The sequence below is a fragment of the Streptomyces sp. AM 4-1-1 genome (assembly GCF_029167625.1).
Lineage (GTDB): Bacteria > Actinomycetota > Actinomycetes > Streptomycetales > Streptomycetaceae > Streptomyces.
Genome location: NZ_CP119145.1, coordinates 4,924,526 through 4,940,872, shown reverse-complemented (window position 1 = coordinate 4,940,872; position 16,347 = coordinate 4,924,526). Strand labels below are relative to the sequence as shown.

Sequence of the window (16,347 nt, the reverse complement as noted above, 5' to 3'; positions counted from 1 at the left end):
ACACCACCTGGCCCGGCGGAACAACGCCGAACCGCAGTTCAGGACGGTATGCACACCACGTATACATGGCATGTATACGTGATGTGTATAGTCCTCCGCATGTCTATCGGTCACACCTTGCTCGGACTCCTGGAGTCCGGTCCACGCCACGGATACGACCTCAAGCGCGCCTTCGACGAGAAGTTCGGGCACGACCGCCCCCTGCACTACGGGCAGGTCTACTCGACCATGTCCCGGCTGCTGAAGAACGGCCTGGTGGAGGTCGACGGCGTCGAGGCCGGCGGCGGCCCCGAGCGCAAGCGCTACGCCATCACCGACGCCGGGGTCACCGACGTGTCCGCCTGGCTCGCCCAGCCCGAGAAGCCGGAGCCGTATCTCCAGTCGACGCTCTACACCAAGGTCGTCCTGGCCATCCTCACCGGACGCAGCGCCTCCGACCTGCTCGACACCCAGCGCTCCGAGCATCTGCGGCTGATGCGCATCCTGACCGACCGCAAGCGCCGTGGCGACTTCGCCGACCAACTCATCTGCGATCACGCGCTGTTCCACCTCGAAGCCGATCTGCGCTGGCTGGAACTGACCGCCGCGCGTCTCGGCCGGCTCACCCTGGAGGTGACGGCATGACGCCCGCCGGTTCCCTGCTCAGCGCCCATGACCTGCGCAAGACCTACGGCGCGACGCCCGCCCTCGACGGCGCCGGGTTCTCCATACACGCGGGCGAGGTCGTCGCTGTGATGGGCCCCTCCGGCTCCGGCAAGTCCACCCTCCTGCACTGTCTCGCCGGGATCGTCACACCGGACTCCGGCACCGTCACCTACGCGGGCCGTGAACTCTCCGCGATGTCCGAGGCCGAACGCAGCGCACTGCGCCGCAGCGAGTTCGGCTTCGTCTTCCAGTTCGGCCGGCTCGTACCGGAGCTGACCTGTGTGGAGAACGTCGCCCTGCCGCTCCGGCTGAACGGTGCCAAGCGCAAGGACGCCGAGCGCACCGCCCTGCACTGGATGGAGCGACTGGAGGTCGACACCCTGGGCGACAAGCGCCCCGGTCAGGTCTCCGGCGGCCAGGGCCAGCGGGTCGCCGTAGCCCGCGCGCTGGTCTCCTCACCGAGGGTGATCTTCGCGGACGAGCCGACCGGCGCCCTCGACTCCCTCAACGGCGAACGGGTGATGGAACTCCTCACCGAGGCCGCCCGGTCCGCCAACGCGGCCGTCGTCCTCGTCACGCACGAGGTGCGGGTCGCCGCCTACTCGGACCGCGAGGTCGTCGTACGCGACGGCAGGTCCCGCGATCTGGAGCACGCCGTATGACGTTGCTCGAACAGCGGGACGCCCCGGCCGGCCGACGGCCCGCCTCCCCCGCGGCCTCCTCTGCGCCCGCCTGGCTGCGCGACCTCCTCTTCGGGGCGCGGTTCGCGGTCTCCGGTGGCCGTGAGGGCTGGACCCGTACCCTGCTCACCGCGGTCGGTGTCGGCCTCGGCGTCGCGCTGCTGCTCGGCGCCGCCAGCGCGCCCACGCTGATGGCGGGACGTCACGAGCGCGCCACCGACCGGCTCGCCGACGGCAAGTACTTCGGCGGGAACGCCGAGCGCTCCGACTCCACCCTGCTCTGGCAGTACACCGGCACCGAGTTCCGCGACCGGAGCATGGAGGGCCGGCTGGTGAAGCCGGACGGCGCGCACCCCGTGCTCCCGCCCGGTGTCTCCGCCATTCCCGCCCCCGGCGAACTGGTCGTCTCCCCCGCTCTGCGCGATCTGCTCGGCTCCTCCGAGGGCGCCCTGCTCAGGGAGCGGCTGAACGGCCGCATCATCGGCACCATCGGGAAGGCCGGGCTGGTCAGCCCGGGTGAGTTCTACTACTACGCGGGCTCCGACACCCTCAGCGTGGAGAAGGACGCCCAGCGCACCGCCGTCTTCGGTTCACCCGGCCCGGCGGAGGACGACCCGATGGACCCGGCGCTGATCGCGCTGATCGCCCTGATCTGCGTGGTCCTGCTCACCCCCATCGCCATCTTCATCAGTACGGCCGTACGGTTCGGCGGCGACCAGCGCGACCGCCGGCTCGCCGCGCTGCGCCTGATCGGCGCGGACGCCCGGTCGGTACGGCGGATCGCCGCCGGGGAGTCGATGTGCGGCTCGGTCCTCGGCGTGGTCATCGGCGCCGGGATCTTCCTCGGACTGCGCCGGCTCTCGGGCTCGGTCGAGCTGCTGGGCCTGAGCGCGTTCCCCGGTGACCTCACACCGGTCCCGGCGCTCGCCGCGCTGATCCTCTGCGCGGTGCCGGTCTGCGCGGTGGCGGTCACCCTGCTGTCCCTGCGCTCGGTGGCCATCGAACCACTCGGGGTCGTCCGCAACGCCGTTGCCCGTAGGCGCAAGCTGTGGTGGCGGGTGCTGTTGCCCGTGGCCGGGGCCGTGGTCCTGCTGACGCAGGGGCGGATGAACGGTCCGGAGGCGTCGGTCCGTCCGGTCGCCATCGTCACGGGCGCCACCCTGCTCCTGTTCGGCCTCGTGACGCTGCTGCCCTGGCTGGTCGAGGCGGTCGTCAGCCGGTTGCGCGGCGGCCCGGTGCCCTGGCAGCTGGCCGTCCGCAGACTCCAGTTGACGAGCAGTGGCGCGGCCCGCGCGATCAGCGGCATCACGGTGGCGGTGGCCGGTGCCATCGCTCTCCAGCTGCTCTTCGGGGCGATGAACGGCGACTTCACCACGATGACGAACCAGGACCCGCACCGGGCCCAGATGAACGCGTCGATCAGGGTCGCCAACGGCACCCTCGCCCAGGAGATGATCGACAAGTTCCGCGCCACCAAGGGCGTCACCGGCGTCATCGGCACGATCGAGAACTCGGTGAGCGCCCCCGGCCCGAAGCCCGTCGAGGAGCGCCCGAACAGCAGGCTGGTCATGGGAACCTGCACCACGCTGCGCGAACTGGCGACACTGGACCGCTGCGAGGACGGAGACACCTTCCTGGTCCGCAGCGGCGACGAGGAGGTCGACCAGGGGATCACCGAGACCGTCCGTCCGGGCCGGCCGCTGGACCTGACCTCGTGGGAGGCGTACGAGAAGCCCGACATGAAGCAGGACCTGTGGACCGTACCGAAGGACATCCGGACGGCGACGGCGCGCACCGATCCCGGTGGTGACCGGCACGAAGGCATCTTCGTCACCCCGTCCGCGCTCGACGTGACGAGGCTCCCCGGCGCGGAGACCACCGCGATGCTCCAGGTGGACCCGTCGGTGCCGGACGCCGAGGAGTACGTGCGCAACACCGCCGCCGCGATCGACCCCGGCATGAACGTGATGACCTTCCGCAACACGGTCCGGGACCGGGACTACGCGAGCATCCAGACCGGTCTCCAGCTCGGCGCGACCCTGACGATGGTCCTGATCGCGGTGTCCATGCTGGTGACGATGCTGGAGCAGCTGCGTGAGCGCCGGAAGCTGCTGGCCGCGCTCGCCGCGTTCGGCACCCGCCGTTCGGCGATCGCCTGGTCGGTGCTGTGGCAGACCACGATCCCGGTGGTGCTGGGTCTCGCCCTGGCGGTCGTCGGCGGTCTCGGGCTGGGCGCGGTGATGGCCCGTCTGGTCGGCGACACGGTCCAGGACTGGTTCGTCTTCCTGCCGCTGACGGCGGTCGGCGGCGGTCTGGTCCTGGCGGTGACGCTCCTCAGCCTGCCGCCGCTGTGGCGCATGATGCGCCCGGACGGTCTGCGTACGGAGTGACGCGGCGTCGCGACGACGCGACGGACGGGAGACGGTGCGTGCGGTTCCGCCGGAGGGGCGCAGCCGCACGCACACCTCTGCCGGGCGGGCTGTCCGGGGCCGTCGGCGCCCGGCCGGGGCGGGACCGGGTCATCCGCCCGTCGGCACCCGTACCGGCAGGGCCGTCATCGCCTCCCGGAGCGCGGCGGCGAACTCCTCGAACTCGCTCTGCCGGGCCGCCGCCGCCCGCATCGCCAGCGCCACCCGCCGCGACGGCGCCGGGTCGGCGAAGTACCCGGTCTCCAGGGCCTCGTTGCGTGCGGTCTCGACCGTCACGGCGGTACGCGGCAGGAGGGTCACCCCGAGGCCGCCGGCGACCAGTTGCACCAGTGTGGAGAGCCCGGCCGCAGTCGTGGTGACCGGCGCGCCCTCCCTACGCCCGGCCTCCCGGCAGATGTCCAGGGCCTGGTCACGCAGGCAGTGCCCCTCGTCGAGCAGCAGCAGCGGCAGATCGCGGAGCGTCGACCGGGGGATGTCGCGGCATCCGCCGAGCCGGTGGCCGCGCTCCATGACCAGGACGAAGTCCTCGTCGAAGAGGGGGAGTTCGGTCACCCCCTGGACCCCGAGCGGCACGGCGAGCAGCAGCAGGTCCAGCCGTCCGGCCGCCAGTCCCTCCAGCAGCGACGAGGTCTGTTCCTCGTGCACCTGGAGGTCGAGCGCCGGGTACCGCTCGTGGACCAGCCGCAGCACGGTGGGCAGCAGATACGGGGCGACCGTCGGGATCACGCCAAGTCTCAGCACCCCGGTGAAGGGCGCCCTGACCGCCTCCGCCTCCTCCATCAGCTCGCCCACGGCGTCCAGCACGGCCCGGGCGCGCACCGCGAGGCGTTCCCCCTCGGGAGACAGCAGTACCTTGCGCGTCGTACGCTCGACGAGCTGAACCCCCAGCGCCTCCTCCAGCGCCGACACGGCCCCGGAGAGCGCGGGCTGGCTCATCCCGATGGCCGAAGCCGCGTCCCTGAAGTGAAGGTATTCGGCCACCGCCGCGAAGGCGCGCAGTTGCGACAGACTCGGCTGCTTGCCCCGGCTGACCTGGTTCATCCGTACCCGCACCCGATTCTCTCCGCCACTGATAGGCACCTCCGATCATCACAACTGATTGTAGCTATTTCCGCGATCAATGCACTCTGTGCCAAGGTGGACAACGTCCAACCCTCAGGAAGTCCCCCCAAAAGGGATTTCCTTGCTTCAAGGAGAGTGCGCGTGCTCACTGTCGGTGACAAGTTCCCCGAGTTCGACCTGACCGCCTGTGTCTCGCTGGAGACGGGCAAGGAGTTCGAGCAGATCAACCACAAGACCTACGAAGGCAAGTGGAAGATCGTCTTCGCGTGGCCCAAGGACTTCACCTTCGTGTGCCCCACCGAGATCGCCGCCTTCGGCAAGCTGAACGACGAGTTCGCCGACCGCGACGCCCAGATCCTCGGCTTCTCCGGTGACTCCGAGTTCGTGCACCACGCCTGGCGCAAGGACCACCCGGACCTGACCGACCTGCCGTTCCCGATGATGGCCGACTCGAAGCACGAGCTCATGCGGGAGCTCGGCATCGAGGGCGCCGACGGCTTCGCCCAGCGCGCCGTCTTCATCGTCGACCAGAACAACGAGATCCAGTTCACCATGGTGACCGCCGGTTCCGTGGGCCGTAACCCCAAGGAGGTCCTGCGGGTCCTCGACGCCCTGCAGACCGACGAGCTGTGCCCCTGCAACTGGACCAAGGGCGAGAACACGCTCGACCCGGTCGCGCTCCTCTCGGGCGAGTGAGCTGACGACGACATGGCACTCGACGAACTGAAGGCCGCCGTACCGGACTTCGCCAAGGACCTGAAGCTGAACCTCGGTTCGGTCATAGGCAACAGCGAACTGCCGCAGCAGCAGCTGTGGGGCACCGTCCTCGCCTGCGCGATCGCCTCGCGCTCGCCGAGGGTGCTCCGCGAGCTGGAGCCGGAGGCCAAGGCCAACCTCTCCGCGGAGGCGTACACCGCCGCGAAGTCGGCCGCCGCCATCATGGCGATGAACAACGTCTTCTACCGCACCCGGCACCTGCTGTCGGACCCGGAGTACGGCACGCTCCGCGCGGGCCTGCGGATGAACGTCATCGGCAAGCCCGGCGTGGAGAAGGTCGACTTCGAGCTGTGGTCACTCGCCGTCTCCGCCATCAACGGCTGCGGCCAGTGCCTCGACTCCCACGAGCAGGTGCTGCGCAAGGCCGGCGTGGACCGTGAGACCATTCAGGAAGCCGTCAAGATCGCCGCGGTGATCCAGGCGGTCGGCGTGACCCTCGACTCCGAGGCCGTCCTCGCCGACTAGTGCCGTGACCGGCAATGTTCGCCCGTCACGGGTCGAGCGAAGCCGAGAGCTCGGGGAAGTGCTGGGCGGCGCGACAGGGCAAAGCCTGCCGGGAGGGGCACTGGTACGCCGCTCCCGGCACCAGCGCCGTCATGCCGCATCCGCGCCGTGTCCGGCGCCAGGACCCGGCAGCGCCCATGAACGAGAAGGACCCCCGGACGACCGACCGTCCGGGGGTCCTTCTTCCTTTCCGTCCACGTGCGCCGCGTCGGCTTCCCTCACGTCTCGGACCGGTCCGGCTTCGTCCGCTCCGTCGGTACGCGCCGCCCGTCACCGGCGCCGACGCCCCCGGAGTCCGTCCCTCCCGTCCGGTCCTCCTCGTCGTCGGCCGTCCCCGGGGTCCCGGGGGCCGTGGTGGGAGCGACCTCGACGGCCGTCGCCCCGTGCGGACCCGGTGCCTGACGCAACGCGTTCTCCTGGCTGTACGCCCGTAGATAGCCGACCACCGTATTGGTCACCGCGACCAGCGGCACCGCGACGACCGCACCCCCGATGCCCGCGATCATGCCGCCCGCCGCCACCGACAGGACGACCGCCAGCGGATGGACCCGCACCGCGCGCCCGAGGATGAACGGCTGCAGCACATGCCCTTCGATCTGCTGCACCGCCAGCACCACCAGAACCACCATCAGCGCGGTGAACGGCCCCTGGGTGACGAGCGCGACGATCACGGCCAGCGCTCCCGAGACCACCGCCCCGACCAGCGGGATGAAGGCGAACAGGAAGATGAACACGGCCAGCGGTACGGCCATCGGCACATCGAGGAAGAAGATCCCGAGCCCGATGAAGATCGCGTCGATCAGCGCCACTATCACCGTCCCCCGCACATAGGCGGTGAGCGTGCGCCAGGCACGCGGTCCGGCCCCCGCGACTCCCGGCCGGGCCTGCGCGGGCACGAGCTTCAGCACCCAGTGCCAGATGCGCTTCCCGTCGTACAGCAGGAAGAGCGTCGAGAACATCGCCAGCAGCATCCCGGTCAGGACCTCGACCATCACGGTGACGCCCTGGAGCCCGGCGGAGGTGATCTCCTCGGTGTTGGTGCCGATGGTGTCGCTGAGGTTCTTGGCGACGTCGTTGATCTGCTGCTCGGTCACATGGAAGGGGCTGTCCAGCAACCAGCGCTTCAACTCGTCGATACCCGCCCGGACCTTGTCCGACAGGGTGTCGAGGTTGTCCATGACCTGCCAGACCACGAACCAGCCGACCAGCCCCATCACGATGAAGCCCAGGATCGCGGTGACGGCGGTGGCGAGCCCGCGCGGCAGCCCGTGCCGTCTCAGTCTGGCGACGGTCGGCTGGAGCAGCGCGGTGACGAGCAGCGCGGCGACGAACGCCAGCACCACCAGCTGTACGGCGCTGATGACCCGCATCAGCACCCAGAGCATTCCCGCCAGGACGAGCAGCCGCCAGGACGCCTCGGCCGCGACCCGCATTCCCCAGGGGATGGCCGCGACCGGATCGGGCCGGGCCGCGACCGCCGGGGCGTACGAGGGCGGCGCCGGCACATGGTCCGCCTCGTCCGGACCGTGATCAGGAGCGGACGTGGAATCCGGACGGGTTCCGGATTCCGGTCCCGGCGCGGGCCTCCCGGAGGAGGAGCCCGCGCCGGGACCGGAACCAGGGCCGGCGGCGGCCGCGGCAGCGGCGGCCGGCGACATGCCCGGGTCGGCGCCCTCGCCCTCGGCCTCCGCTCTGCGCTTCTCCAGGCGCGCACCGATCTCGGTCAGTTCCGCGCCCATCCGGCCGAGCCAGCCCGGCAGTTTCGACATGTTCGTTCCCTCTCCGCCATGCTGTCCCGCGCCACCGTCTACCCCGGATTCCTCGAAGTGACCGTACACGCGCGTGGAGCCCCCCACCGTCCTGGGACGGTGGGGGGCTCCACGGGGTTGAGAACGGGCCGGGTCCGATCCGGTGCGCGCCGGCGGACGGAAGGCCAAGTGCCGTGACCGGCAGGGCTTGCCGGGAGCGGCATCAGTACCAGTGGTTCGCCTGCCAGAAGGACCAGGCTCCACAGGGGCTGTGGTAGCGGTCGTTCATGTAGTTCAGCCCCCACTTGATCTGGGTGGCCGGGTTGGACTGCCAGTCGGCGCCCGCGGACGCCATCTTGGAACCGGGCAGCGCCTGGACGAGACCGTAAGCGCCGGTCGAGGGGTTGCTCGCCAGGTAGTTCCAGCTCGACTCGTTGTTCACGATGTTGCTGAAGCACTGGTACTGGTCGCCGGGGACCATCTGGCGGGCCATCGCCTGGATTTCGGCGACACTGTACGAGCCCTTCGTGGCGAAGCTGACCGCGTCACGCGTCTCGGACCGGCTGGCGCGCTCGGCGTCTTCCTTGGCCTTCTTGGCCTCGCGCTCCTTCTTCAGCTTGTCCTCGGCCGCCTGCTTCTTCGCCTTGGCATCCTTGGCGGCCTGGATACGGGCCGATTCCTCGGCCGACTTCTTCGCCGCCGCGTCCGCGGCGGAAGCCTGGGCATCGGCCTGCTGCGCCAACGAGACCGTCTGCACCTGGGCCTGCTGGCCCGCGGGGATGTCTGCGAGAAGCGTCGTGTCGGCTGCGGTCGCTTCGAAGTTGTTGTTGTCGTCGACAGCGGGAGTGCTGCCCGAGGCAACGCCAACGACGGCGCCAACGGTGGTGACCGCGGTGGCAGATGCCACGGCGAACCCCCGGACCGAGATCCGGCTCACACGGTGTCCTTCCAGCATGCCCGCACAGGTGACCTCGCGGGCTCAATCGTGCCCCTGACGCTGGCCTCCCCACTGCTTGGGTCACGGGAGGCACGGGCCCGGCGGGCGACTCCTTCACGGAGGGCCGCGTGGAACTCGCGGGCGGCATACGGACGGCGATTGTTCAGTTGTCTGATGCGTGGCACCTCTGGAGGTGCGCGTGTGCCGTATGCGGGGCCTGACGGAAGCAAGACTCTGCCGGACATGGACGCCGTGAGGCAATTCTGTGTTGCGTGGGAAAGGTCACACCCCGTTTGGCCCCCCTTCTTTGTGGAAATGCGGGCGCAGCACGATGCCGCCCGGCTAAGCTCTTCGGCTCGCCGGGCGGCATCAACTGTCGTAACCCGTATCAGATCTGGCCTTCCTCCAGCATTTCGGTCACCAGCGCGGCGATCGGCGACCGCTCGGAGCGGGTGAGCGTGACGTGCGCGAAGAGCGGGTGTCCCTTCAGCTTCTCGACGACGGCGACCACTCCGTCGTGTCTGCCGACCCGGAGGTTGTCCCGCTGCGCCACGTCATGCGTGAGCACCACCCGTGAGTTCGCCCCGATCCGGGACAACACGGTCAGCAGGACGTTCCGTTCGAGCGACTGCGCCTCGTCCACAATCACGAACGCGTCGTGCAGCGACCGGCCCCGGATGTGGGTGAGCGGCAGGACCTCCAGCATCCCGCGCCCCAGCACCTCCTCGATCACCTCGCGTCCGGCGACCGCCGAGAGCGTGTCGAAGACGGCCTGCGCCCAGGGGCTCATCTTCTCGGCCTCGCTGCCGGGGAGATAGCCGAGCTCCTGTCCGCCGACCGCGTACAGCGGCCGGAAGACCATCACCTTCTCGTGCTGTCTGCGCTCCAGGACGGCGTCGAGCCCCGCGCAGAGCGCGAGCGCCGACTTGCCGGTGCCCGCCCGGCCTCCCAGCGAGACGATGCCGACGTCCTGGTCGAGGAGCAGATCGAGCGCGATGCGCTGCTCCGCGCTGCGGCCGTGGATTCCGAACGCCTCCCGGTCGCCGCGCACCAGCCGCACATTGCCCTCGGCGGTGACCCGGCCGAGCGCCTTGCCGCGCTCGGACTGGAGCACCAGCCCGGTGTGCACGGGCAGCTCGGCCGCCTCGGGGACGTACAGCGTCTCCTCGGTGAACAGCAGATCCACCTGTTCGGCGGAGAGCGGCAGCTCCGACATGCCGGTCCAGCCGGAGTCGGTGACGGCGAGCTCGGCCCGGTACTCCTCGGCGAGCAGACCGACCGATGACGCCTTGATGCGCAGCGGGAGGTCCTTGGAGACGACCGTGACGTCGTACCCCTCGGCCTGGAGATTGCGCGCGACCGCGAGAATCCGTGAGTCGTTGTCCCCCAACCGGTAACCGGCGGGCAGTACGCCGGGATCGGAGTGGTTGAGCTCGACGCGCAGCGTCCCGCCGAGGTCCCCCAGCGGAATCGGTGCGTCCAGTCGGCCGTACCGGACCCGGAAGTCGTCCAGCAGACGCAGTGCCTGCCGGGCGAAGTACCCGAGTTCCGGGTGGTGCCGTTTGGCCTCCAGTTCCGTGACCACCACGATCGGGAGCACGACCTCGTGCTCGTCGAAGCGGGACATGGCGTTGGGATCGGCCAGCAGGACGCTGGTGTCGAGAACGTAGGTGCGCCTGTCGGACATGCGGCGCTTTGTGCTGGTCACCACGGAAGGACGTACCCCCTCGGACGAGGTTGGGGTGCGACGGTGTCGCGGAGCATCCCAAAGGGAGATGAGAGACCGGGCTCCGACCGCGGTGCGCGGGCCGAGCTCCGGCCCTCCGCGTCGGCCGCACTGCGCGTGCGGTCCTTCGTGTGCAAAGGGCCTCCCGGGCGAGCGGACCCGATGCCGCTCACTTGGACACGACATCCGCCTGGTTCCTGACCGGACGTCGACCTGAGAGGGGTATTCCCTGGAACGAGTGAAGCCATGCCAGGGCATATGACACGGTACGGATTCGCCCCGGTGGACGCGGGGAGACCCCGAGGTGGCCGCCGTGGGACCGCCGTGGGACGCGCGGGCGTACGCCGGGCGTACCGGCCGGGGTGTGTCCGGTCGGCTGCCGCGACGGTCCGGCGGCTCCGGCCCCGGAGTGCGGTCAGGCGCCGTAGCGGCGGTGGCGGGCCGCGTAGTCGCGCAGCGCGCGCAGGAAGTCGACCTTGCGGAAGGCCGGCCAGAACACTTCGCAGAAGTAGTACTCGGAGTGGGCGCTCTGCCAGAGCATGAAGCCGGAGAGACGCTGTTCCCCACTGGTCCGGATCACCAGGTCCGGGTCGGGCTGTCCCCGGGTGTACAGGTGCTCGGAGATCAGGTCCGTGGAGACGATCTCCGCCAGCTCCTCGAAGGACGTCCCCTTGGAGGAGTGCTCCATCAGCAGCGAACGCACGGCGTCCGCGATCTCCTGACGTCCGCCGTAGCCGACGGCCACGTTGACGATGATCCCGTCGACGTCGAGCGTGGCCTGTTCCGCCTCCTTGAGGACGGTCTGGGTGCGGGCGGGCAGCAGGTCCATGGTGCCGACGTGGTGGACGCGCCAGCGGCCGTCCTCCGCGAGGTTGCGCACCGTGTTCTCGATGATGCCGAGGAGCGGGATCAGCTCGGCCTCGGGCCGGTCGAAGTTGTCCGTGGAGAGCAGCCAGAGGGTGACGACCTCGACCTTGCTCTCGCTGCACCAGCCGAGGAGTTCCGAGATCTTGTCCGCGCCGGCCTGGTGGCCCTGCACGGCCGAACCGCCGGACGCCTTGGCCCAGCGGCGGTTGCCGTCGAGGATGACACCGATGTGCTTGGGTACCTGGGCATGATCGAGGCGGGCTTCCACCCGGCGTGCGTAGAGCCCGTACACCAGGTCGCGCAAGTTCACTGAGTTCACCCTCTCGGTTCCGTGCGGGCCATGACCCCGCCTTCCCCGTCGCCGGGGGTACGGGGTCGTCCCGTGGGGAGTCACCGCACCGACCCGCACCGGCTCGTCGCCGCACCGTGTCGTGGCATCCCCGAAGCGGCCACATTACTGCGCACGGGTGACCACGGCCCAGCTCGGTCTGTCACAAGTCCGTGATAAGCAGAGAAACGTGACTGATTCTTCCGCTTCCTCTGCCTCCCCCGATTCCGCTGCCGCTCCGTCCGCCCCCGCCGGCCTCTACCGTGCCGCCGGATCGCGCTACGACTCCATCGAGTACCGCCGCGCCGGTCGCAGCGGTCTCAAGCTGCCCGCCGTCTCCCTCGGTCTGTGGCACAACTTCGGCGACGACCGCACGCTCGACTCCCAGCGGGCGATCCTGCGCCGCGCCTTCGACCTCGGGGTGACCCACTTCGACCTGGCGAACAACTACGGGCCGCCGCCCGGATCGGCCGAGCTGAACTTCGGGAAGATCTTCCGGCAGGACTTCGCCCCGTACCGGGACGAGCTGGTCGTCTCCACCAAGGCGGGGTACGACATGCACCCGGGCCCGTACGGCGAGTGGGGCTCCCGCAAGTATCTGCTGTCGTCGCTGGACGCGTCCCTGAAGCGGATGGGGCTCGATCACGTCGACATCTTCTACTCGCACCGCTTCGACCCCGACACCCCGCTCCAGGAGACGATGGGCGCGCTGGCCTCCGCCGTACAGCAGGGCAAGGCGTTGTACGTGGGCGTCTCCTCGTACAACGCGGAGCAGACCGCCGAGGCGGCCCGGCTGCTCAAGGAGATGGGCGTCCCCGCGCTGATCCACCAGCCGTCCTACTCGATGATCAACCGCTGGATCGAGGACGACGGCCTCCTCGACACGCTGGAGACGGCGGGGATGGGCTGCATCTCCTTCGTACCGCTGGCCCAGGGGCTGCTGACCGGCAAGTACCTGAAGGGCATCCCGGAGGGTTCACGGGCGACGCAGGGCAAGTCCCTCGACCCGGGGCTGCTCTCGGACGAGGTGGTCCGCCGGCTGAACGGGCTGAACGACATCGCCCGGCGGCGCGGCCAGTCCCTGGCCCAGCTGGCGCTGAACTGGGTGCTGAGGGACAGCCGCATGACGTCCGCCCTGATCGGCGCGTCGAGCGTGCGCCAGCTGGAGGAGAACGTCGCGGCGCTGGCGGGTCCCGCCCTCTCGGCCGACGAGCTGACGGAGATCGACACGTTCGCCGTGGACACCGCGGGCACCAACATCTGGGCCGACCGCTCCTGAGGCTCCGTAGGGCCCTGACGGGCTCTGGTGCGACCTGGCGGCCCCTGTCAGGAGCCTGACGGCATCCGGGACAAAAAACGGGCCGGTCCGTGGGGGGGATACGGACCGGCCCGAGGGGGGGCTTCCACCATAACCCTTCGTAAGTACTGCTGCGTGCCACGCCATGCCACAACTACTCTCCGGATTCGCGGGACTCCGCTGCGGACCGGGATTTCCGGGCCGTCGGAGCCCCGGAGAACGGGGCGGACGCGGCGGGGCGCGGACTTGACGCGGGAGCGGAGTGGCGGGCTCGGCGCGGGGGCGGGGCTTTACGCGGGCTTTTACGTGGAGGCGGGGCGCGGGCCTTGCGCGGGGCGCGGGGTGGGGGCCTTGCGCGGAGCCTGGACCGGAGCGGATTTCGAGTGCGGCGGTACGTGAAGCCGGGCGGGTACGCGCGGGGCGGCCGGGCGGTTCAGGCTCCGGCGGCGCCGAGCAGCATCCCGGCCAGCGCTCCCGCGATCATGAACGGGCCGAACGGGATGCCCGTCCCTCGCCCCGCCCGCCGCAGCGCCATCAGCCCGCATCCGTACAGCGCGCCGAGCAGGAACCCGGCGAACCCTCCGGCGAACAGCACCGCCCACCCGTACCAGCCGAGCGCCGCTCCCAGCGCCGGTGCCAGCTTGACGTCCCCGAAGCCCATCCCGTTCGGGTTGATCAGGAAGAGCAGGAGATAGAACGCGCCCAGCACGGCGCCGCCCAGCAGTGCGGACGTCCACGAGCCACCGTGGCCCGGCAGGAGCGCGGCGCCGCCCAGCAGGACGGCGGCCAGGGCGGCCAGCGGCAGGGTCAGCCGGTCCGGCAGCCGGTGGACCCGGTGGTCCACGGCCGCGAGGAGCACGGCGACGGGGGTGAGCAGCAGCCAGACGGCGAGTTCGGGCCGCGCCCCGGTGGCGGCGGCGAGCGCGGCGCAGACGAGGGCGGTGACGACGGGGAGGAGCGCCGAGGGGGCGTACCGCCGGGCTGTCGGCACCCGTCGCCGCGCGTCGGCGGTGGTAGCGGAGGCGGGCGGTGCTTCGGTCGCCGGAGGGGACTCCGTGGCCGGAGAGGTGGCCGCGCCGGCCTGCGTCGCGCACACGGCGCACCGGGCAGTGCCGAGCCAGCCCCACGCCGGGCCGGTGAGCGGGTGGTCCGCCGGGCAGGTGGTGCGCCAGGGCTCGTCCGGGGGGACTGCGAGGCGGTAGGCGGCGCGTGGGAGCAGCAGTCCGGTGGCGGCGCCCCAGAGCGCGGCGACCGCTGTCAGCGTGGCTAACACACGCCCGACCCTAACGGCCCGCCCACGGCAGTCGTAGGGCGGCGGGAGTCCGCCGCCCGTGCTGGGGGAGGTCGTTAGAGTCGTCGCCATGCGGCGATGGCGCGACGGCGGTGGGACGTTGACGGTGGTGCGGGGTGCGGCGGAGGGGCCGGGGGTGGAGGTGCCGGTGCGGATCGCGGCCTCGTACCGGGCACGGACGCGTGGGCTGCTCGGCCGGGACGGGGTCGACGGCGCGCTGTTGCTCACGCCGTGCGGCGGGGTCCACACCTTCCGGATGCGGTTCGCCATCGATGTGGCGTATCTGGACCGGAAGTTCCGGGTGCTGGCGGTCCGCACGATGAGGCCGGGACGGCTCGGGCTGCCCCGGCCGCGGGCCCGGCATGTGGTGGAGTCGGCGGCCGGGACGATGGACGCGTGGGGGCTGCGGCCGGGGACCCGGATACGGGTCCGGGTCGACGCGCCGGAGCCGTCGCGTCCTACTGGTCCTCCCGACGGCCCGTCGGAGCAGGTGACGTGACGGCCTGTCAGGGCGGGCCGGGGCCGAGCAGCGTCCAGGCCCCGTACCCGGCCGACGCGGCGGCGAGCACGCCGATGACCGTGACCGCACGGGCCGTGCCGCCGCGCGTCCGGGCCAGCGCGACCGCCGCCGGCAGGAGCAGCGGGAAGGCGGGCATCATCAGGCGGGGCCTCGATCCGAAGTAGCCCGAGCCGATCAGCGAGATGACGACCACGGCGACGCAGTAGACGAGTACGGGAAGCGGCTGCCGCTGCCGTACGCACAGGCACACCACCCACCCGACGAGTCCCAGCGCCGCGCACAGGCCGAGCGCGGCGGGCAGCGGAAGGCCGAGGACGAAGGCGGCGAGGGCCCGGCCGCCGTCGATGCTGTTGCCCCACTGGGCCTGCACGTCGAAGTACGCGAACGGGCGGCCCTCCCGTACGGCGACGAACACCACGTACGCCAGCCAGCCCAGCGGCGCGAGACACACCCCGACCACCATGCGGGCGTTGCGGCGCAGGACGGGGAGGAGGCCGTCGTACGAATCCGCCCGGCACTCCCGTACGAGTGCCGCGACCGCGGTGATCGCGAGGGCGGCGACGAGCGCCGCGGCGGACGGCCGGGTCAGCCCCGTCACTACGCACAGACCCCCCGCCACGATCCACCGGCCGGTCAGCACGGCGTACAGGGCCCAGGCGGCGAGCGCCGTGAACAGCGTCTCCGTGTACGCCATCGACTGTACGAACGCCGTCGGGTAGACGCCCCACAGCGCGGCCAGCACGATCCCGGTCCGCCGTCCGAAGAGGTGCGCGCCGACGGCGTGGATTCCCCAGGCGGCGACCAGGGCGGCCACCCAGGCGATCAGCAGCCCCGCGCCCGCCAGGTCGAGCGGGGTGATCTGGGCGATCCCGCGCTCCAGGGCCGGGAGGAGGGGGAAGAAGGCGAGGTCGGAGTGGACGGTTCCGTCGGGCAGGGTGACGGAGTAGCGGTAGCCGTGTTCGGCGATCCGCTGGTACCAGACGGAGTCCCAGCGCCCGGTCAGCAGACGGAAGGCGTCCTTCCCGGTGGCGGAGGCGGCGATCCAGAAGGTGAGGAGCCCGAGGGCCCGCACGGCCGCGTACGCCCCGAGCGCCGGGCCGGCCGAGGCGAGGGCGGCGGTGGCGCGGTCCCGGAGCGGGGCGCGGTGGGGGTGGTAGTGGGGGAAGCGGGTCGTGGGACCACCCGAGGGGCGTATGCGCAGGTGGGTGGGGGTGGGGGGTGACGTGGGGGTGGCTGAGGGGCCGTCTTCCTCGGGCATGCGGCGATTATGTCCGGCGGGGGCGCGCGGGCCGGGCGGAGGGGTCGGGCGCATGGGCAGGTGAGGGGTGGGCGGGGAGGCCGGGCGCATGGGCAGGACGAAGGGGCGGGCGAGGAGGCCGGGCGCGTGGGCAGGGCGGGGGGCGGGCGAGGGGGTGGGCGCATGGGCAGGACGAGGGAGCGGACTAAGGAATCGGCAGCGGCTCAGCGGTGAGGCGGAACGCTGCCGTACGCGTCGGGGCGACGGCCCGCGCCCGTCAGTTGCCCGTCAGCCGCCCG

The 16,347-nt window shown here is 71.1% G+C and carries 14 protein-coding genes; 7 read left to right on the top strand and 7 right to left on the bottom strand.

Annotated features, from left to right (window positions below):
• The first annotated feature begins 99 nt into the window (after positions 1-99).
• The 3 genes from PZB75_RS21075 to PZB75_RS21065 are packed head-to-tail and all read left to right on the top strand — an operon-like array spanning position 100 to position 3,715.
• A complete protein-coding gene (locus PZB75_RS21075) occupies positions 100-624 on the top strand; it encodes a PadR family transcriptional regulator (RefSeq protein ID WP_275536852.1) in 525 nt (174 codons plus the stop codon).
• Positions 621-1,307 (top strand): ABC transporter ATP-binding protein, encoded by a 687-nt coding sequence (locus tag PZB75_RS21070; RefSeq protein WP_275536851.1) that lies wholly within the window; start codon positions 621-623, stop codon positions 1,305-1,307. Before PZB75_RS21075 ends, PZB75_RS21070 begins: the two co-directional genes overlap by 4 nt.
• Positions 1,304-3,715, top strand: a complete 2,412-nt coding sequence (locus PZB75_RS21065) for an FtsX-like permease family protein (protein ID WP_275536850.1) — start codon at positions 1,304-1,306, stop codon at positions 3,713-3,715. Before PZB75_RS21070 ends, PZB75_RS21065 begins: the two co-directional genes overlap by 4 nt.
• Positions 3,716-3,844: 129 nt before the next feature.
• Here the strand turns inward: PZB75_RS21065 and PZB75_RS21060 are convergent, their stop codons facing one another.
• On the bottom strand, positions 3,845-4,795 hold the full coding sequence (locus PZB75_RS21060) for a LysR substrate-binding domain-containing protein (protein WP_275536849.1): 951 nt from the start codon (positions 4,793-4,795) through the stop codon (positions 3,845-3,847).
• Between the two features lie 162 nt (positions 4,796-4,957).
• Here PZB75_RS21060 and PZB75_RS21055 point away from each other — a divergent pair, with 162 nt between their 5' ends.
• Positions 4,958-5,512 carry a peroxiredoxin gene (locus PZB75_RS21055; RefSeq protein ID WP_275536848.1) on the top strand — a complete coding sequence of 185 codons (555 nt, stop codon included), beginning with the start codon at positions 4,958-4,960 and terminating at the stop codon, positions 5,510-5,512.
• Between the two features lie 12 nt (positions 5,513-5,524).
• A complete protein-coding gene (locus PZB75_RS21050) occupies positions 5,525-6,058 on the top strand; it encodes an alkyl hydroperoxide reductase (RefSeq protein ID WP_275536847.1) in 534 nt (177 codons plus the stop codon).
• 257 nt (positions 6,059-6,315) lie between these two features.
• On the opposite strand, the gene PZB75_RS21045 is transcribed toward PZB75_RS21050, so the two are convergent.
• The 4 genes from PZB75_RS21045 to PZB75_RS21030 form a co-directional block, all read right to left on the bottom strand.
• Complete coding sequence (locus tag PZB75_RS21045) at positions 6,316-7,866, bottom strand: AI-2E family transporter (protein WP_275536846.1); 1,551 nt, start codon at positions 7,864-7,866, stop codon at positions 6,316-6,318.
• Positions 7,867-8,068: 202 nt separating this feature from the next.
• Positions 8,069-8,782, bottom strand: coding sequence for a transglycosylase SLT domain-containing protein (locus tag PZB75_RS21040; protein ID WP_275536845.1), 714 nt, complete (start codon positions 8,780-8,782; stop codon positions 8,069-8,071).
• Between the two features lie 388 nt (positions 8,783-9,170).
• On the bottom strand, positions 9,171-10,493 hold the full coding sequence (locus PZB75_RS21035; protein ID WP_275536844.1) for a PhoH family protein: 1,323 nt from the start codon (positions 10,491-10,493) through the stop codon (positions 9,171-9,173).
• A gap of 430 nt (positions 10,494-10,923) precedes the next feature.
• Positions 10,924-11,685 (bottom strand): isoprenyl transferase, encoded by a 762-nt coding sequence (locus PZB75_RS21030; RefSeq protein WP_275538799.1) that lies wholly within the window; start codon positions 11,683-11,685, stop codon positions 10,924-10,926.
• A 208-nt stretch (positions 11,686-11,893) separates the two neighbouring features.
• On the opposite strand from PZB75_RS21030, the gene mgrA reads away from it, so the two are divergent.
• Complete coding sequence (mgrA, locus tag PZB75_RS21025) at positions 11,894-12,982, top strand: L-glyceraldehyde 3-phosphate reductase (protein WP_275536843.1); 1,089 nt, start codon at positions 11,894-11,896, stop codon at positions 12,980-12,982.
• A gap of 451 nt (positions 12,983-13,433) precedes the next feature.
• Here mgrA and PZB75_RS21020 read toward each other — a convergent pair whose 3' ends face one another.
• Positions 13,434-14,273 (bottom strand): A24 family peptidase, encoded by an 840-nt coding sequence (locus PZB75_RS21020; RefSeq protein ID WP_275536842.1) that lies wholly within the window; start codon positions 14,271-14,273, stop codon positions 13,434-13,436.
• Positions 14,274-14,361: 88 nt separating this feature from the next.
• Between PZB75_RS21020 and PZB75_RS21015 the strand changes: the two genes are divergently transcribed.
• On the top strand, positions 14,362-14,790 hold the full coding sequence (locus PZB75_RS21015) for a DUF192 domain-containing protein (protein ID WP_275536841.1): 429 nt from the start codon (positions 14,362-14,364) through the stop codon (positions 14,788-14,790).
• A gap of 7 nt (positions 14,791-14,797) precedes the next feature.
• Here the strand turns inward: PZB75_RS21015 and PZB75_RS21010 are convergent, their stop codons facing one another.
• Complete coding sequence (locus PZB75_RS21010) at positions 14,798-16,069, bottom strand: hypothetical protein (protein ID WP_275536840.1); 1,272 nt, start codon at positions 16,067-16,069, stop codon at positions 14,798-14,800.
• Positions 16,070-16,347: the final 278 nt, after the last annotated feature.